This window comes from Sinomicrobium oceani (assembly GCF_900119185.1).
Lineage (GTDB): Bacteria > Bacteroidota > Bacteroidia > Flavobacteriales > Flavobacteriaceae > Sinomicrobium > Sinomicrobium oceani.
Window position 1 is genome coordinate 35,651 of the sequence record NZ_FPJE01000025.1, and the last position, 18,886, is coordinate 54,536.

The 18,886-nt window shown below is 47.1% G+C and carries 12 protein-coding genes; 10 read left to right on the plus strand and 2 right to left on the minus strand.

The genetic code is table 11. The features are described 5' to 3' along the window. The first annotated feature begins 30 nt into the window (after positions 1-30). From BT112_RS17775 to BT112_RS17790, 4 genes are all read left to right on the plus strand, one after another. Entirely contained in the window at positions 31-1,950 is a 1,920-nt protein-coding gene (locus BT112_RS17775) for an alpha/beta hydrolase-fold protein (protein ID WP_072318814.1), read from the plus strand. A 55-nt stretch (positions 1,951-2,005) separates the two neighbouring features. Then, entirely contained in the window at positions 2,006-3,142 is a 1,137-nt protein-coding gene (locus BT112_RS17780) for an endo-1,4-beta-xylanase (protein ID WP_072318815.1), read from the plus strand. 190 nt (positions 3,143-3,332) lie between these two features. Further along, positions 3,333-4,907 (plus strand): glycoside hydrolase family 43 protein, encoded by a 1,575-nt coding sequence (locus BT112_RS17785; RefSeq protein ID WP_083564984.1) that lies wholly within the window; start codon positions 3,333-3,335, stop codon positions 4,905-4,907. Between the two features lie 9 nt (positions 4,908-4,916). Beyond that, entirely contained in the window at positions 4,917-6,281 is a 1,365-nt protein-coding gene (locus tag BT112_RS17790) for a family 43 glycosylhydrolase (protein WP_072318816.1), read from the plus strand. Positions 6,282-6,357: 76 nt separating this feature from the next. Here the strand turns inward: BT112_RS17790 and BT112_RS17795 are convergent, their stop codons facing one another. Beyond that, the gene (locus tag BT112_RS17795; protein ID WP_072318817.1) at positions 6,358-7,233 is read right to left on the minus strand and encodes a helix-turn-helix domain-containing protein; all 876 of its coding nucleotides are present in this window, start codon (positions 7,231-7,233) and stop codon (positions 6,358-6,360) included. A 434-nt stretch (positions 7,234-7,667) separates the two neighbouring features. Here BT112_RS17795 and BT112_RS17800 point away from each other — a divergent pair, with 434 nt between their 5' ends. The 6 genes from BT112_RS17800 to BT112_RS17825 all read left to right on the plus strand — a co-directional run bounded on the left by BT112_RS17800 (position 7,668) and on the right by BT112_RS17825 (position 16,404). After that, on the plus strand, positions 7,668-10,694 hold the full coding sequence (locus BT112_RS17800; RefSeq protein WP_245777066.1) for a SusC/RagA family TonB-linked outer membrane protein: 3,027 nt from the start codon (positions 7,668-7,670) through the stop codon (positions 10,692-10,694). A 22-nt stretch (positions 10,695-10,716) separates the two neighbouring features. Continuing rightward, a complete protein-coding gene (locus BT112_RS17805; RefSeq protein ID WP_072318834.1) occupies positions 10,717-12,345 on the plus strand; it encodes a RagB/SusD family nutrient uptake outer membrane protein in 1,629 nt (542 codons plus the stop codon). Positions 12,346-12,459: 114 nt separating this feature from the next. Continuing rightward, the gene (locus BT112_RS17810; RefSeq protein ID WP_072318819.1) at positions 12,460-14,112 is read left to right on the plus strand and encodes an alpha-L-fucosidase; all 1,653 of its coding nucleotides are present in this window, start codon (positions 12,460-12,462) and stop codon (positions 14,110-14,112) included. A gap of 5 nt (positions 14,113-14,117) precedes the next feature. Further along, positions 14,118-15,128 (plus strand): zinc-binding alcohol dehydrogenase family protein, encoded by a 1,011-nt coding sequence (locus BT112_RS17815; protein WP_072318820.1) that lies wholly within the window; start codon positions 14,118-14,120, stop codon positions 15,126-15,128. Between the two features lie 66 nt (positions 15,129-15,194). Further along, on the plus strand, positions 15,195-15,986 hold the full coding sequence (locus tag BT112_RS17820; protein ID WP_072318821.1) for an SDR family oxidoreductase: 792 nt from the start codon (positions 15,195-15,197) through the stop codon (positions 15,984-15,986). Positions 15,987-16,047: 61 nt separating this feature from the next. Then, entirely contained in the window at positions 16,048-16,404 is a 357-nt protein-coding gene (locus tag BT112_RS17825) for an L-rhamnose mutarotase (protein WP_317039611.1), read from the plus strand. A 62-nt stretch (positions 16,405-16,466) separates the two neighbouring features. Here the strand turns inward: BT112_RS17825 and BT112_RS17830 are convergent, their stop codons facing one another. Continuing rightward, positions 16,467-18,632, minus strand: a complete 2,166-nt coding sequence (locus BT112_RS17830) for an alpha-glucuronidase family glycosyl hydrolase (protein WP_072318823.1) — start codon at positions 18,630-18,632, stop codon at positions 16,467-16,469. Positions 18,633-18,886 lie beyond the last annotated feature (254 nt).

Here is an 18,886-nt window from a genome sequence, read left to right on the forward strand (position 1 = left end):
ATACGTAAAATCACTATAAGATATGAGACCATGAAAACCAGACTTAAAATGATGATTCCTTTCCTGTTTATCCTGGCGTTCCTTGCACAGGCACAACAGGTAGAACAGCATGCCCCGGAAGGATTCGACACCTATCGTGCGGATATTCCGCATGGAAGGGTAGACACGATTGCTTACTACTCGGAAACGGTACAGACCGACAGAAAAGCTGTGGTATACACCCCACCCGGATATTCGGCCGACAAGAAATACCCGGTGCTGTATCTCCTTCACGGTATTGGCGGGGATGAATACGAATGGCTGGACCAGGGAAACCCGCAGATTATTCTGGATAACCTCTACAGAGAGAGAGAATTGGCCCCTATGATTGTGGTATTGCCCAACGGACGTGCCATGAAAGATGACAGGGCTACCGGAAATATTTTCGACAGCATCAAGGTCAGGGCATTTGCCACTTTTGAAAAGGATCTGCTCAACGATCTTATTCCACACATAGAAAAAGATTATCCGGTGTATACGGACCCGGGGCATCGCGCCCTTGCAGGACTGTCCATGGGAGGAGGACAGTCACTGAATTTTGGTCTTGGTAACCCGGATATCTTTGGTTGGGTCGGAGGATTTTCCTCCGCACCCAATACCAAAACTCCCGAAATATTAGTCCCGGAACCATCGGAACTACGCGAAAAATTAAAGCTGTTGTGGATTTCCTGTGGCGATCGCGACAACCTGATGTATATCTCAAAACGTACACACGAATACCTGGCCAGGCACCAGATACCTCATATATTTTATGCCGAACCCGGCGGGCATGATTTCAAAGTCTGGAAGAACGACTTGTATGTGTTTTCACAACTTCTATTCAAACCGGTTGATAAGACATCGTTTGGCAAGTACAGTGTGCTGGGAATTCCGGCCGAGACCAATGTGAGATCGGCTGATTACCCGCAGATATTACCCGATCACCGGGTGAAGTTCCGTATTCATGCGCCGGAAGCAAAACAGGTTGGGGTAGATTTGTCCGGTAAATACGATATGAAAAAAGACGAACAGGGAACGTGGACCGTAACTACCGATTCGGTGAGTCCCGGATTCCATTATTACTCCCTGCTTATAGACGGCGTGCCCCTTGCCGATCCGTCCAGTGAAACCTTTTACGGTATGGGCCGTATGGCCAGTGGTATTGAGATCCCTTTTTACGGAGGAGACTATGATAAACTCCGGGAGGTACCTCGCGGAGAGATCCGTATCCGGAAATATTTTTCCGGGGTGACCCGAAGCTGGCGACGCGTATTTATCTATACACCTCCCGGATATGACGATTCGGATCGGAAATACCCGGTACTCTATCTGTTACACGGCGGAGGAGAAGATGAAAGCGGATGGGCCATGCAAGGCAAAACCGATGTTATTCTCGATAACCTGATCGCGGCAGAACAGGTGGTGCCGATGCTGGTGGTGATGCCCGATGCCAATATGAATGCTCCTGCATTCGAAGAAAACGGACTAAACATGTTTGAAGCCGAACTCAAAGAAGTGGTTATCCCATTGATCGAAAAAGAATACCGGGTAGAAACCGATGCTGCCCATCGCGCCCTGGCAGGATTGTCTATGGGAGGCATACATACCCTGTACACCGGTATACAAAATACGGCACTGTTTTCTGCTCTTGGGGTATTCAGTTCCGGATGGATATACGACAGACAGAAGACTGTTGCGGATAAGCAATATGATTTTATCAGCCAGCACAAAGAAAAAATCAATAAAGATCTGAGGACGATGTGGATTGCCATGGGAGGCAAAGAAGACATAGCGCATGACAACGGGCTGAAAATGCTGAAAAAATTTGACGAACTCGGACTGAAATATACCTATTATGAGTATCCCGGAGGCCATACCTGGCCGGTTTGGAGAGATAATCTGTACCGGTTTGCGCCCTTGCTTTTCAGGTAAGGATTTATGATCGGTAGAAACAGAAACAAAACAGTAATGTAAATATCGGGAGAATATGAAAAGAAAAAAGATCATAGTAGCCTTGCTCTGTGTCTGCGGAATTACAACGGGAATCACTGCGTGTAAAAATGCTACTGCCCGGACTGAGGTAGTAACACTGAAGGATGCCTATGCCGGAAAATTCTATATCGGTACGGCACTGAATGAAAGACAGATTGCAGGGAAGAGTGAAGAAGAAATGGAATTGGTTAAAAAACAATTTAATGCCATCGTAGCAGAAAATTGTATGAAAAGTGAACGTATCCATCCCAAAGAGGATACCTATAATTTTGCCCTGCCCGACAAATTCGTAGCTTTCGGGGAAGAGAACGGGATGTGGATCAACGGGCATACCCTGATCTGGCATTCGCAGGCACCGGCCTGGTTTTTTGAAGATGACCAGGGGAATACGGTAAGTCGGGAAGTACTGATAGCGCGGATGAAAGACCATATTCATAAGGTGGTAGGGCGATACAAAGGCAGAGTACATACCTGGGATGTCGTCAATGAGGCCGTATTGGATAACGGCGAACTCAGAAAAAGTAAATTTTATGAGATTATCGGTGAAGATTACCTGAAACTGGCCTTTCAGTTTGCCCGTGAAGCCGATCCGGAAGCCGAACTGTATTATAATGATTATTCCACGGCAATACCCGAAAAAAGAGCAGGTATCATACGACTCGTCAAAAAACTGCAGGACGAAGGTATCACCGTAGACGGTATCGGTATGCAGGGACATGTAGGGCTGGACGGCCCCGCAATAGAAGAACTGGAAAAAACAATACTGGCCTTTTCCGGTATCGGAGCGAAGGTGATGATTACGGAACTCGATCTTACCGTACTGCCTTCTCCGTGGGAGCGGACAGGGGCCGAAGTGTCGGCTGATTTCAAATACAGTAAGGAAATGGATCCTTATGCGGAAGGACTTACCGACAGTATCAAGCGACAGTTCGACGAACGTTATACCCATTTGTTCCGGTTATTTCTGAAACACTCCGACAAAATTACACGGGTTACCTTCTGGGGTGTCAACGACGGTAATTCCTGGCGGAACAACTGGCCGGTACGGGGAAGAACGGATTACCCGCTCCTGTTCGACCGCAATAACCATCCCAAACCTGTAGTGGATGCTCTTATACAGATGACCCGCTGATAAATAACGCGTCCGGAATACAATTCCCGGTTTCGGAGGATGGAATTAAATGGTTATAAATAATAGCTTTGCACGTACCTCATATACCGGGATATTTGTATGCTGCATTTTATATGTTAAATTTACATGTATAAGTAAAGGAGCCCGGAAATTGTCAACTCCGGAACCTGAACATAAAAAACCAAAAATAATGTACAACCGTTATCTGACAGTAATTCTCGGGTTTATTGTCTTATACACTGCAGATCTTGCAGCGCAAGCCGGCGAAGCCCGAAATCCCGTAATTCATGCCGATGTACCTGATCTGTCTATGATCCGGGTTGGAGATACCTATTATATGAGCAGTACGACCATGCACATGAATCCCGGGGTCCCGATCATGAAATCGAAAGACCTTATCAATTGGGAGCTTGTAAATTATGCGTATGATGTGCTGGCCCCTGATAACGATGATCTCAATATGCTCAACGGGAAAGATACGTACGGAAGAGGATCGTGGGCCAGTTGTTTGCGATATCGGAATGGGATCTATTACCTGTCGACATTTGCCCAGACGACGGGTAAAACCCATATTTATACGACAACAGATATAGAAAAAGGCCCATGGAAAGCAATATCCTTCAAGCCTTCCTATCACGATCATACCCTGTTTTTTGACGATGATGGTAAAATATACCTGATTTGGGGAGGAGGGGAACTTCGTATGGTAGAGCTCAAAGAAGATCTTTCGGGGATAAAAGCAGGAACCGAGCAGGTGTTGATCGCCAATGCCAGTGCCCCTGCCGGACCGAATGTAGGGCTTCCCGCCGAAGGATCGCAATTGTTTAAGGTAGACGGGAAATACTATCTCTTCAACATTGCCTGGCCCAAGGGAGGAATGCGTACGGTAATCATACATCGTGCCGACAAGATCACGGGACCTTATGAAGGTAGGGTGGCCCTACAGGATAAAGGTGTGGCCCAGGGCGGGCTTATCGATACCCCCGACGGCAGGTGGTACGCCTATCTCTTCCGTGATAATGGTGCCGTAGGCCGTATCCCTTATCTCGTACCCGTGACCTGGAAAGACGGCTGGCCGGTACTGGGGGTGGACGGAAAAGTGCCGGAAAATCTGGACGGATTACCGGCAAACCGATCCCTGATTCCCGGGATTGTAGCCCCGGATGATTTCAAAAGAAAAAAGAACGAAGCTATCTTGCCTTTGGTGTGGCAGTGGAACCATAACCCGGATCCGGAACACTGGAAAATAAACGGTAAAAAAGGATTCTTTAGGATTATCACCTCAAGGACGGACGAGTCCGTATTATTTGCCAGAAATACACTGACACAACGTACCATAGGTCCGGAAAGCTCGGGAGAGATCGCGCTTGACGTATCTGGCATGAAGGAAGGAGATGTGGCCGGACTGGCTCTTTTTCAGAAAGGATATGGTCTGGCAGGCGTACGGTTTGAAAACGGACAAAAGAACATAGTGATGATTAACGCGGAGTCGGGAACTCCGGAGACCGTAAAAAGTATTCCGTTACGACAGGAAGTGGTCTACTTTAGGGCCGATTGCGATTTCCGGGATAAAAAAGACGAAGGCAGGTTCTATTACAGTACCGATGGGAAGCAGTGGACGCCGATAGGTAATGTACTGCATATGAAATATACACTTCCTCATTTTATGGGATACCGTTTTGCCCTGTTTAATTATGCTACCATACAACCGGGCGGACATGTAGATTTCGATTATTTTAAAATACGCGACCGTATCGGTGAATAAACAAAAGTTATGACATTACACTCGATCAGGAAATATAGATCAAAGGCCGTCTTGTACGGTGTCTTATGTTTGTGCGGGTACGCCATGTATGCGCAAAATCCGCTGATTACAGATCAGTTTACTGCCGATCCTTCGGCAAGGGTGTTCGGAGACAGGGTATATGTCTATCCTTCGCACGACATTCGTTGTGATGATAAAGAACACCTGCGGCCAAAGTGGTTTTGTATGGAAGACTACCATGTATTTTCATCGGAAAACCTTACGGATTGGACCGATCACGGTGTTATCGTAAGTCAGGAAGAGGTGCCTTGGGCGGATGCAACGGCTTACAGTATGTGGGCGCCCGATTGTATAGAGAAGGACGGGAAATATTTTTTTTATTTTCCGGCCAAAGCCAGAGATACGACCCTGAACGGTAAAGGGTTTTCCATAGGTGTTGCGGTTGCCGATAGCCCGGAAGGTCCTTTTGTGCCACAACCCTTACCCATACGAGGAGTGCGGGGGATCGACCCGAATGTAATGATAGACAAGGACGGGCAGGCTTATCTGTACTGGTCCGAAAAACATATCTACGGTGCAAAACTGCGGGATAACATGCTCGAACTGGCTTCGGAACCGAAAATTCTGAGGGATCTGCCGGAAGAAGGACTTAAGGAAGGCCCCTTCGTGTTTGAAAGCGCAGGAACATACTACATGACCTACCCGCATGTTGCAGGTAAAACCGAGCGCCTGGAATATGCCTCCGGGAAAGATCCCCTCGGACCTTTTACGTACCGGGGCGTTATTATGGACGAATCGCCGGACGGTTGCTGGACCAATCATCAGTCTGTGGTGAACTTCCGCGACCAATGGTACCTTTTTTATCACCACAATGATCTCTCTCCGGGTTTTGATAAAAACCGCGCCATCCGTGCAGACAGTTTGTTTTTTAATGCAGATGGCAGCATACAAAAAGTATATCCGACACTACGCGGAATAGGACGTACTCAAAGTTTGGGCCCTATACATCCGGACAGGTACAGCGATAAGAGCAAAACGGGAGTATCCGTAACTTTTCTGAACCAGGCCGATACTTTTGCGGGATGGAAGACTATCATGGATAAAAAAGAAGGCTGGATACGTTATAACAGCGTTGACTTTGGCAAGGAAACACCCGGGTATGCCGTGTTAAGGGTTCGGTCTGGTGCCGGGGCAATACTGCAATTGCGCCCGGGAAACGGTAATGTTCCTGTTCTATGTGATGCCCGAATCCCAAAAACCGAAACCTGGAATACCGTAAAGGTTCCGTTGCATCGTACGATTACCGGGATCCATGATCTCGTACTGGAACTCCTGGAGGGTACGGCAGAGATCGATTGGATGAAATTTGAATAATATTTTAACCTTTTTTATCTGCTGATATAGCGGTAAAGGTGAATGCAAACAGAAATTCTGTCCCGCTGGTGTTTATCTATGCCATATTTTCGTTCTGTCTTCTGTAGGCAGCAGGAGTAATACTGACTATTTTCTTGAATGTATTGGTAAAATGAGGTACATTGGAAAAACCGGTTTCTATGGATATTTCCAGCAGTGTTTTATTGGTCGTCAGCATAAGGTGTTGTGCCCTCTCGATTTTTTTTTCCAAAATATAGGTCATAGGCCGCTTACCGGTGTGGGTAAGAAAAAGCCTGGAGAAATAATCCTTGTTCTGGTTAACCCGTTTTGCAAGCTCTGTAATAGTGATGTTCCTGTCCAGATGAAGCTGAATATAACTCATACTGTCAAGTATTTTAGACGGAATGTCCGTTTGTTTCTTCACTATATTCCCCGATTTTAAGAACCTGGAAAGTAACTGTAATATGATCCCCTGGTTTTCGAACTGTAGGGAAAGGTTTGTTTTATGGTTCAATGAGATATACTCGTCATAGTAGGCCTGTTTTTCATAAACCTTCGGGTTGTCCGACCGGTTAATCCCGCGTCCCGGATTGATTTTGAGAATACGTTTAAAATTCAGAATATCCGTTTCCATGGCCTTGATCTGCATAATTTCCCGTTGATCCTGAAACAGGGAAATGCCATTGGGCGTCTCCTCGAAGAATTGCAGAAAATACTGGCTCAGATAACTGTCGCATTTCATATTGCATATCGTAAAGCTCGGTATAAGATAGAGATAGCCGGGCTTCAGCGTAAGTACGGTTTCTTTTCCGGACAGTTGTGCGATACCGTCATCGATATAATATATCCGGTAGTACGGACTGATGACATTGGCATAATTCCAGCTCGAATTAAGCTTTACATAATCGGTATTAAGTAAAGAGAACGAATACTTAAAAATACTTTTGCTCATAACAGAAAAGGTTGGTGGTGAGGTGAATTCTCGGTTTTAAATAAAAAAAAGTCTTTTTAGTGTAATTGTTACAATTATTTTGAGTGCTACTTTTGAAATCGATGAATGATGATTATTTGCATTCTTTTTTGTGTTTTGGATGTTAAATTAACGAAAAAATAGATTAAAAATCTGATGAATCACAAAAATTTGATCTTACCGTTTCGTGGAACTTATTCTAAATCTCAATAAAGATAGTAACGGTAGGACATGAGATTTTTTTCAGGAGCCGGAAATATGTAATGAATATGTTCTGCTCTTTCAACCGATAAAAAAATATAGTAAAAATAGATGCTCCGGGTTTTCTGAATATACACTACTGTGCGACGGAACCAACAACTACCAGGTAAAAGAGGTAGTTTTTTAATAACCCTCTAATTTATGATTACATGTTTATGAAGTTAAAGTTACTCTTGTTTGCATCCCTATTGTTTTCCGGCCTGTATGCCGGAGCTCAGGATGATATACGTGTAGAAGGCACAGTTTCTTTCGAGCAGGATGGCACACCACTTCCCGGGGTAAATGTTCTTGTGGAAGGTACACAGATCGGTACGGTTACCGATTTTGACGGAAATTACAGCTTAACGGCCCCTTCAGATGCCACCCTTGTATTTTCCTACATAGGGTTTAAACAACAAAAGGTAGGTATATCGGGCCGGAGTCGGATCGATGTGGCGATGGAGGAGGACCTGGCTAAACTCGATGAGGTCGTTGTGGTGGGGTACGGGACCCAGCGTAAGGTAAACCTCACGGGTTCGGTATCCTCTATTTCTTCTGAAGAGCTAAGCGACAGACCGATAACACAAGCTTCCCAGGCCCTGGCCGGGTTGTCGAGCGGGATTTCTGTACAGCAGGGATCCGGACGCCCCGGATCAGACGGAGCTTCTATCCGGATCCGCGGTTTGGGCACGTTTTCCGGTGCGGGGAATGAACCTCTCGTACTGATCGACGGATTGGCATCTTCGATAAATGACATAGACCCCAATAACATTAAAAGCATATCCATACTCAAAGATGCAGCTTCCGCATCCATATATGGTACCAGAGCAGCCAACGGGGTTATACTTATCGAGACCAAGCGGGGAAGTTCGGGCGATATGAAGGTGAGTTACAACAGCTATATCGGTTGGCAGAAAGTAACCCAACTTCCGGATTTTCTCGATGCCGAGGGGTATGCGAGAATGCGTAACGAAGCCAACAGAAATCAGGGCCAGGCCGATGCCTATACCGAAGAAGAGGTCGGGTGGTTTGCCGACGGCTCCGATCCGGATAATTACCCGAATGTACCACATTTGAAAAACCTGCTCCGTTCGGGTTCCGGATTTCAGACCAATCACAATCTTTCTTTTACCGGGGGAAACGAAAAAAATAAGTATCTCTTCGCATTCGGATATCTCAAACAGGATGGTGTAGTGGCCGAGAATACTTACAATAAGTATAATGTGCTGCTGAATTTTGACAGCCAGATCAAAGAAAACCTCAACCTGAAGGTAAGCCTTAACGGTTACAGCTCCGATACTAACGAACCGAGACAATACGACGGAGATCTCACTTCGATCATCGGTTATGCCGTGAGGCAGGGGCCTGTATATGCAGGGCGAAAATCGGACGGAACCTACGGTTACCAGGACAATTACAGCCCTGAGGCCTGGCTGGCGAGCGAATCTTTTTCTTCGAGAAGAAACAAATATTTTCTCGGGGGAACGGAATTGACCTGGAATCTTTTCGAAGGTTTCGAACTCAGTGGAAAAGCAGGGTTTAAATACTTCGGATACGAAAACAAAGATTTTTCATCTTCCTTTATCTTTGATGAGAACAAAACCGTGGGCCCAAATAATCTGAACGTTCAGGATGGCGAGAACCAACTGGTTACCCTACAGGCCCTGGCCAGGTATACCAGAGATTTCGGGGCGCATAACCTCAGCTTTCTGGCCGGTTTTTCACAGGAGGAGTACAAAGATAGTTTTCTCCGGGGATACCGGGACGATTTTCCCAATAATGAACTTTATGAGCTGAATGCCGGAGCACAGAGCAATATGCAGGCTTATGGCTCCGGTGCATCATGGGGGCTCCGCTCTTTTTTCGGAAGGGTAAACTACAATTATGCCGGAAAATACCTGTTTGAAGCCAATGCCAGGTACGACGGTACTTCAAGATTTCCGAAGGACGGGCGATGGGGATTCTTTCCATCTTTTTCTGCCGGCTGGAGGATTTCGGAAGAATCCTTCATCAAAGAAAATGCCGGATGGATACAGAACCTGAAACTCCGTGCATCATGGGGGATGCTCGGAAACCAGAATATAGGAAACTATCCCTATCAGAATGTATTAACCCTGGGAAGAAATTATCCTTTCGGAGGTAATCTGATCTCAGGAGCAAGGCTTACCAATCTGGCCAACACCGATATTACCTGGGAGACGACCAGTGTTACAAATATCGGGCTGGATTTTAGTATACTTAAAGGTGCACTGGATATCACTGCGGAGTACTTCGATAAAACTACTTCCGATATTTTGTACCAGGTATCCGTATCCGATGTACTCGGACTGACACCTTCGGAGGTCAATGCCGCTGAAGTGCGTAATAACGGTTTCGAAATGTCCGTGAACTACACTATGGATTTAGGTAATTTTAACATCGGGATATCTCCTAACTTTTCCTACACCAAAAACCGGGTAACCAAGTTGGCCAACGGTCTTCAACAGGATATAGGACAGGGCCTGTTCGTGGGGCACTCCGTAAACTCTACCTACGGGTATGTGGCTGACGGACTCTTTACGGATGCTGACGATATTGCAAACTATCCGGACCAACCCTATCAGGCCGAGCCCGGCTTTGTAAGGTATAAAGACATCAGTGGCCCGGACGGTGTTCCGGATGGCGTTGTGGATGCCACGTACGATCGTAAGGTCATCGGTAGTTACTTTCCAAAATACGCTTACGGACTCAACCTCAATGCCGATTACAAAAACTTTGACCTGTCTGCGATCTTCCAGGGCCTTGCCGGCTATAAAAGACAAATAGGATCTTACCAGGCCTATGCTTTTTTCAATGGAGGCCAGATACAGCAATGGCAGGCCGACGGTAGATGGACCGAAGAAAACCCGGATCGCAATGCCGAGTATATCAAACTTACCAGCCTCAATCAGGGTAGCGGTACTTTAATGCCCTCTACCTTCTGGAACAGAAACGCAGGATTTTTGAGACTGAAGAACCTGCAAATCGGGTATTCGTTCCCGAAAAAAATCCTGGAAATCCTCAAAGTTACCCGGCTTCGTGTATATGCGGGCGGACAAAACCTGTTTACACTGAATGATTTTTATAAGGGATGGGATCCCGAAATGGGACAGGAAGCTTCCGATAACAGCCCTTTTTATCCGATAACCAGTGTATACACCTTTGGAGTGAATGTTAATTTTTAACGCAATGTCAAAGATCAATTTTATGAAAAACCAAACTCGATATATAGCAAAACTGATCGTATGTGTGGTAACCCCGTTTTTAATGGGGAGCTGTGCTGATGATTTCTTTGATAAAAATCCTCTCGATGCTGTTTCGGATAATACCTTCTGGAAGACCAGGGGAGATGCCGAACTGGCTTTGACAGGATGTTACCATGCCGGATCGGGATGGGACGGTGAAAATTTCTGGTTGCCCAGGGGACTGTTGTATCTCGACCTGATGGCCGGAAACGGATCGGAAAAAGAGCTTATTCCGGATAGGGTTACAGACGGTACTCTTACCTCAGCCTATTGGGTTACCGAAGGCTATTGGCGGAGTGCTTACGCACAGATTACAGCATGTAACAATTTTCTTGAAAAAATAGGAAACGTGGAGATGGATGAGGAGGAGAAGCAAGTGATGATCTCCGAGGTCCGGACACTCAGAGCCTATTATTATATGAATCTGGCCATATTTTTCGGCGATGTGCCGCTTGTAACACAATTGCTGACCATAGCAGAGGCCAACAGTGTGTTTCAGGCACCCCGGAATGAGGTTTTTGATTTTGTAGAGAAAGAACTGAAGGAGAGCGCGGAAATACTTCCCCCGACCAGACCCGACAGCGAAAACGGCAGAATAACTGCCGGGGCTGCACTGGCTATTCTGGGAAGAGCGCAGTTGTTCAATAAGAAGTGGGAAGACGCCAAAAATACCTACAGGAAGATCATGGATGCCGGGGCGTACCAGATAGCACCCGAGTATAGCGAACTGTTCTGGGAAAGGGGAGAGTTCAGTAAAGAAATTATTCTGAGTTCTCAATTTCAGCAGGATACCTACAGCCACGTACTTTTACAGTACCTGTACCCCGAAACCTGGGGAGGGTGGCACCAGTTTTCTCCTTACAACGAACTCGTCAAGGCGTATGAGTGTATCGATGGAAAAACGACAGAGGAATCCCCGTTATTCGATCCGGACAACCCCTATGACAACAGGGATCCCCGCCTGGATTACACCATTATGATCTCTGACCGTACTGTTTTTAAAGGAGTCACCTACGTGTCCAGACCGGACAGCAATTCGCCCGACAGATTTAACAAATACAACTGGAGCGGTTATTGCATCAATAAATTTATGGACCCGGATTTTGACGCCAATCTCATGAATTACGGAGGAAACTGGTCTATCATCCGTTATCCTGAGGTATTGCTGGGGTATCTGGAAGCACATCTGGAATCAGGTGGGGCCATAGATCAGGGGATCCTCGACCAGACGGTAAACCTGGTGCGTCAGCGCAGTAGTGTACAGATGCCCGCTGTAACGACAACCAATCCTGCCGAACTTCGCGAAATCATCAGGAGAGAGCGTCGTGTGGAATTTGCTTTCGAAGGATTACGGTATTTTGATATATTGCGCTGGGGTATAGCAGCAGAAGAACTCAACCGTCAGTTTACAGGTATGAAACTCACTAACGATCCTGATAATTATACTGCATTTGATGTGGATGATGAGGGATATCTTCTATATCAGAGACGTAATTTTAAAGAGGGTATTAACGAGTTGTGGCCCATTCCGCTTTCGGAAAGGGAGATCAATACCCATCTCAACCAGAATACAGGTTATCAGCAGCGCTAAGCACGCTGTATCACGAAGTGTACTGCAAACCTAAACCATCGGGTTTATGGTTGCGCAATATGCTCCCCACCTGCCATCGGGCAGGATATACTTATAACGAAAACTAAAAAACAGATGAAAAGAAGAGATGCATTAAAGACCATGTCGGCAGCAGCGGCAGGCTTGTATTTATCCAACATATTTGCTCAGGGACAATGGCTGGGAACACCTTTTCAACCGGAAATATCCGGGCCTTTTAAGCCTACCTGGGAATCCCTGATGAAATATCAGGTGCCCGACTGGTTTCGGGACGCCAAATTTGGTATGTGGGCCCATTGGGGGCCGCAGTGCGAACCGGAAGCAGGCGACTGGTATGCCAGGGGAATGTATATGGAAGATTCCTGGCAGTACAAGTATCATCTTGAACATTACGGGCACCCGTCGAAAGTAGGGTTTAAGGACGTTATCCACTCGTGGAAAGCAGATCGTTGGGATCCGGATGATCTTGTGGGACTCTACAAAAAAGCCGGGGCTAAATATTTCATGGCCATGGCGAACCACCACGATAATCTCGACCTTTATAACAGTACCTACCAGAAGGAGTGGAACTCTGTAAAAAGAGGTCCGAAGAAAGATATCGTAAAAGGATGGGCAGATGCTGCCCGGAAATACGACCTTCCCTTTGCCGTAAGTGTGCATGCCGCGCATGCGTGGAGTTGGTTCGAAACTTCCCAGCGTGCCGATACCAAGGGACCCCTTGCAGGAGTTCCCTACGACGGAAAACTCACTGCAAAAGAGGGTAAGGGAACCTGGTGGGAAGGACTGGATCCGCAGGAACTCTATGCCCAGAACCACCCGCTGGGTGAGAACAGCCATGATAATGGCATGATCCACAGGCAATGGAACTGGGGTAACGGCGTAGCCCCTCCCACCGAAGCGTATATGGAAAAGTTCTACAACCGTACTAAAGAACTGATCGATGTGTACAAACCGGACATGGTATATTTCGATGATACGGCATTGCCGTTCTGGCCTGTAAGCGATGTAGGTTTACGCTTTGCAGCGTATATGTACAATAAGAGTATCGCGGATCATGGCGAGCTGAAGGCGGTTATCACCGGAAAAATCCTTAATGAAGATCAACGCCAGGCTATGGTGTGGGATATCGAGAGAGGGCAGAGCAATACTATCGAACCCCTGCCATGGCAGACCGATACCTGTATCGGAGGATGGCATTACGACAGGGGAATATACGACCGTAAAGAATACAAAACGGCAAAAACCGTGATACATACTCTGATCGATGTGGTGAGTAAGAACGGAAACCTCATGCTCAACATCCCCGTTCGCGGAAACGGATCTATCGATGAGCAGGAGCGGGCGGTTGTCGAAGAAATCGGCGAATGGATGGCTCTGAACAGCAAAAGTATATACGGTACACGACCCTGGAAGATCTTTGGCGAAGGTCCCCAACAGGAAAGTGCCGGTGAACTTCAGGCCCAGGGTTTCAACGAGGGGAAAGGGGAACCTTTCTCTTATAAAGATATTCGTTTTGCGACCAAAGGAGAAACCCTGTACGCTACGGTTATGGGGTGGCCCGAGCAAGGTAAAGCGGTTATAAAGAGCCTGGCTGAAGGCAATGCACATTACCCGAAAAAAATTCGCCGTATCCGTTTGGTAAGCACCGGACAAAGGCTATCTTTCCGACAGACTCCGGAAGGTCTTATCGTAGATTTTCCGGAGGCTAAGGGAAAGTGTTTTTATGCCAATCCCTTAGAAATATCGTAATAGAAATGAAATATATAGTATGCGAAAAACCGGGTAGTCTTGTGCTCGGTGACATGGAAGAGCCCCAACGGGCAAAAGGAGAAGTTTTGCTCAGGGTAAATAAAATAGGTGTTTGCGGTACGGATCTGCATGCGTACGGAGGTAACCAGCCGTTTTTTACGTATCCCCGGGTATTGGGGCACGAAATAGCTTCGGAAGTACTGGAAGCCGATGAAAGCAGTCCGTTGAGGCCGGGCGATAAAGTTGCCGTAATTCCGTATCTGCATTGCGGAACCTGCGTGGCCTGTCGTAAGGGAAAAACCAATTGTTGTCGTAATATCAGGGTTTTCGGGGTACATACCGACGGAGGAATGAAAGAGAAGATCGTACTTCCCGAAGCCTTCCTCATTCCTGTTCCGGGCCTCACCGATAAACAGATTGCCGTACTCGAACCTCTGGCCATAGGAGCACATGCCATCAGAAGGGCGGAGGTGACCGACCGGGACAGCGTTGTGGTGGTAGGATGTGGCCCTATCGGGATAGGCATCCTTAAACTGGCTAAGTTACGCGGGGCAGATGTTATTGCTATAGACACTAATGAGCAGCGCCTGCAATTTGTCAAAGAACGGATAGGTATCGATAAGATCGTAAAAGCCGGGGAAAATGCAGTAGCCGAAGTAGCAGCCCTTACCGATGATGACCTCGCCGATGTGGTTTTTGATGCCACGGGAAATAAAAGAGCCATGGAAGCCGGAACCGATTATATGGCACATGGAGGCAGATACGCACTTGTAGGACTCTTTAACGGGGAACTGGAATTCACGCATCCGCGAATTCATGCCAAAGAAACCACCTTGTTGTGTTGCAGAAATGCAACGCCGGAAGATTTTGAACACGTCATATCGGTCATCGGAGATTTTCCCGTAAATGAATATGTTACTCACGAATCGGGATTGAAGGATGCTATAGCCAATTTTGAAAAGTGGACGGATCCGGCAGAAGGTGTAATTAAGGGGATGATAGATTTTAATAATTAAAATAAGGGTAGAGCAACCCGGTATTAACTATACGGGGTTGTTGTATTCCTGATAAAAGGACCGAAAATGGATTTAAATCTGAAAGACAAGGTAGTAGTCGTAACCGGGGCCGCAGGCATTAAGGGAAGTATCGGAGAGACTATTGTCCGTGCCCTCGCTTCGGAAGGAGCTCTGCCGGTTATCGTATGCCGTAACGATCGCGGATACGAATATGAAAAAGAGTACCGTGAAAAGGGCATCAAGGCCAGTTTTATAAAAACGGATCTCACCGTTCCGGATCAAATTGCAGAAGCGATAAAGCAGACTGTGGCGGTGTACGGACGTATCGATGCGGTGATTAATAATGTAGGGGTCAATGATGGGGCAGGACTGGATGCCTCCATAGAAGATTTTATGCGTTCGCTCTCCCTCAATCTCGTAAGTTATTATGCCACGGTAAAGTACGCCCTGCCATACCTGAAACAATCCAGGGGTGCAATCCTGAATATAGGGTCTAAAGTAGCCCAGACCGGACAGGGGAAAACCTCCGGATATGCCGCGGCAAAAGGTGGTGTATTGGGGCTTACCAGAGAATGGGCGGTAGACCTCATCCGGGATGGTATACGTACCAATGCGCTTATCATTGCCGAGTGTTATACGCCTGCGTATGAAAACTGGATCGGACAAATGGAAAACGGTGAAGCGAAGTTACAGGCTATTAAAGAAAAGATACCTTTAGGGAAAAGGATGACGGAAGCACAGGAGATCGCAGATACCTGTTTGTTCCTGATTTCGGATCGTGCCTCACATACCACAGGACAGTTCGTCTATGTCGACGGAGGTTATGTGCACCTGGATCGGGCACTGCTTCCGGAATAAGAATAACGAAAACGAACCTGACCTTACGGGAAGAGTTCCCGAAAAAAAAAGACTCATGGCTATGAAGCGACTTTGTTTTACCTGCGACCTGAAAAACAATCCTGAGCTGATCGAAAAATACAAGGAATATCATCACAGGAGTAATACCTGGCCCGAAATTACCAAAAGTATCCGGGAGGCTGGTGTATTACAGATGGAAATTTTCCTGGCCGGGAACCGTCTGTTTATGATTATGGATACCAAAGATGATTTTTCCCTGGAGCGCAAGGAGCTGATGGATGCGGAAAATAGTATCGTACAACGTTGGGAAAGCCTTATGGGGAAGTATCAGCAAACCCCGGAGTTCACCCGGAACGGTGAAAAATGGGTGTTAATGGAGAAGATATACGACCTGGAAGAGCTCGGCGTGTTAAAGTGATAACTACGTCTGGTAAGATAAGACCGGCTGTCCCTTATACCCCTTCGGGACAGCCGGTTTTTTTAATGCCATTGCGGACTGATTCCCGGGGCATAGGGAAATTTAAGTGAGCGGTAATATTCCAGGGAATGCAACGGGGTTTCCATTTCTTCCGGGAACGGTTGTTTCGAAAAAGTCTGGAAATACAGCATGCATGCATCGCGCCACCATTGTGCTTCCTCGTGCTGAATACCGAGGAGCATACGTACTTCTTCGAATTGTTGTTTATTTACGTAGGGCTCCATGACAGCCCAGGTTTTTTGTGCTTCCCGGACACGGTTTACACCTTCCTGGTAACGTATACCGAGGCCATCCCATAGGGTATTGCCGCTTTGAAGCTTATAATCCCACGGCAGATGATGAAACCATAGCAGGAATTTTTCGGGACAGGTTTTTACGTTATTGAAGGTTGCAGCCACTTCCCCGGCGTATTGAGCCGTGGCATTACTACCGGAAGGAGTCCGGTCGAAACCGATCCCTGCCGTATCTGCTTTATGGTAATATACGGGGTTCCACTCGGGTCGTGACAGGTTACCTACCCACGGTCCGGGACCGTAATGATGTCCGGTATCCATAATGTGATGTAATCCCAGCGGGGTCATGTAATCTACGACGGTTTCGTGCGATTCCAGCATGATATTTTTTACGGGCTTGATAAAGTTGTTGTCGTTTGTAAAGGTGAGCCGTAACCATTCGTCTGCAATCTGCGATGCGGAGAGATAAGGATCCCAGGCCAGCCGGCCAAACCCGTACCAGTTGGCCTGCGCAAAAGGATGTCCTGTCCAGTTGATATCACTGCCGATGTTAGCAACCCCGGCCATACCGCTTATTTTCTTATTGTCGAGCGTACCGTCCACGACACGGGCGACCAACGATCCTTTTCCGTGCCTGTAGGTGTCAGATTGCAGCACTTCTTCGTATAGTTTGGGAAGAAAGACCAGGTGTGTACTGAACCCGAGATATTCCTGGGTCATCTGAAATTCCATCATCAACGGCGTATGCGGCATGGCCCCGAACATGGGGTGAAAAGGTTCCCTGGGCTGGAAATCGATAGCACCGTTTTTAACTTGTACCAGCACATTTTCCATAAATTTGCCGTCGAGCGGAACAAATTCGTTATAAGCCTGTTTCGCCCGGTCGGTTGTATCGTGTTCGGAATAAACAAAGGCTCTCCACATAACGATCCCCCCGTGAGGAGCCATCGCCTCGGCCATCATATTGGCCCCGTCTACATGGGATCTTCCGTAGTTCTGGGGACCGGGCTGACCTTCCGAATTGGCCTTGACGAGGAAGCCACCGAAATCAGGGATAGTCTTATAGATTTCATCGACTTTGTCTCTCCACCATTGCCGTACCCCGGGATCGAGCGGATCGGCCGTTTGGAGTCCGCCGATCTCCATGGGAGCCGAAAACCTGGCGGTGAGATATACCTTGATACCGTACGGACGGAAGACCTCGGCAAGGGCAGCCACCTTTTCGATATAGGCAGGCGTAAGGACCAATGCACTGGCATTGACATTGGTGAGAACGGTTCCGTTGATCCCCACCGAAGCATTGGCCCGGGCATAGTCTTTATAACGCGGATCGATATAACCCGGAAGGCGATGCCATTTCCATATAGAAGCTCCTGCGTAACCACGTTCTACGGTTCTGTCGAGATTGTCCCAATGATTGAGCACCCGGATATCTGTTTTTGGAATATCCAGTATCCTCAGGTTGCGAAGGGGCAGGCCTTGTTGCAAATGATGCAACAGACGGAAAGTCCCGTAGAGCAAACCGACGTCTTTCCGGGCGGTAATGATTACCGTATTGCCGGAAGCACGGATCAGGAAACCATCGTTTTCAATAGTTGCAATATCTTTTTTCAGGGTATTGCGTAGCCCCGAAGGAAGGTTTTCCGTTTTGCGGATGACAAGGCTGTTCTTTTCCGGGATTTCAGAAATGAAGGAGACCGTACTGTCCAGCATAAGGCCAAGACCGGTGCTGAGCTCTTCCCTGATCGCATCAACCGTCTCGCTGTTTTCGTCCATAACCACAGACAGGAGATGTGTCCTGTAGTGCTCCAGGGTTTCCGGATTTTCTGTTTTGCGGTAATTCAACCAAAGTTCATAACCGCCCTGGGCGTGAGAAACGGTGAACCATAAAAACAAGAACAGAGCGGGGAACAGTCTTTTGCACAAGATAAACATACGACGGGTTTTAACATAGCACATAAGGCTATGGATTAGGGTTGATTTTTAATTGCAGGAGAAAATTAAATAAAAAACCGGTGACGTGAAAGTTTAAAGCAACCGATTGCGCCGATTGTTAATAACTTATTGTTTTTATGACTATAATCAAAGGATAGGGAGGGTGGAGAGCTGTTTAGCTCGTGGTTCGCAGTCCATGTAGTACTCGATGTGTTTATTGGTTCCAGATAATTAACCCGGTAACCCGGCGATTC

Excerpts from the sequence above, each read along its gene's own strand:
- BT112_RS17775 (WP_072318814.1), top strand. The coding sequence starts at position 31 with ATGAAAACCAGACTTAAAATGATGATTCCTTTCCTGTTTATCCTGGCG.
- BT112_RS17830 (WP_072318823.1), bottom strand. The coding sequence starts at position 18,632 with ATGTTTATCTTGTGCAAAAGACTGTTCCCCGCTCTGTTCTTGTTTTTA.
- BT112_RS17790 (WP_072318816.1), top strand. The coding sequence starts at position 4,917 with ATGACATTACACTCGATCAGGAAATATAGATCAAAGGCCGTCTTGTAC.
- BT112_RS17825 (WP_317039611.1), top strand. The coding sequence starts at position 16,048 with ATGAAGCGACTTTGTTTTACCTGCGACCTGAAAAACAATCCTGAGCTG.
- BT112_RS17805 (WP_072318834.1), top strand. The coding sequence starts at position 10,717 with ATGAAAAACCAAACTCGATATATAGCAAAACTGATCGTATGTGTGGTA.
- BT112_RS17785 (WP_083564984.1), top strand. The coding sequence starts at position 3,333 with ATGTACAACCGTTATCTGACAGTAATTCTCGGGTTTATTGTCTTATAC.
- BT112_RS17820 (WP_072318821.1), top strand. The coding sequence starts at position 15,195 with ATGGATTTAAATCTGAAAGACAAGGTAGTAGTCGTAACCGGGGCCGCA.
- BT112_RS17800 (WP_245777066.1), top strand. The coding sequence starts at position 7,668 with ATGAAGTTAAAGTTACTCTTGTTTGCATCCCTATTGTTTTCCGGCCTG.
- BT112_RS17795 (WP_072318817.1), bottom strand. The coding sequence starts at position 7,233 with ATGAGCAAAAGTATTTTTAAGTATTCGTTCTCTTTACTTAATACCGAT.
- BT112_RS17810 (WP_072318819.1), top strand. The coding sequence starts at position 12,460 with ATGAAAAGAAGAGATGCATTAAAGACCATGTCGGCAGCAGCGGCAGGC.
- BT112_RS17815 (WP_072318820.1), top strand. The coding sequence starts at position 14,118 with ATGAAATATATAGTATGCGAAAAACCGGGTAGTCTTGTGCTCGGTGAC.
- BT112_RS17780 (WP_072318815.1), top strand. The coding sequence starts at position 2,006 with ATGAAAAGAAAAAAGATCATAGTAGCCTTGCTCTGTGTCTGCGGAATT.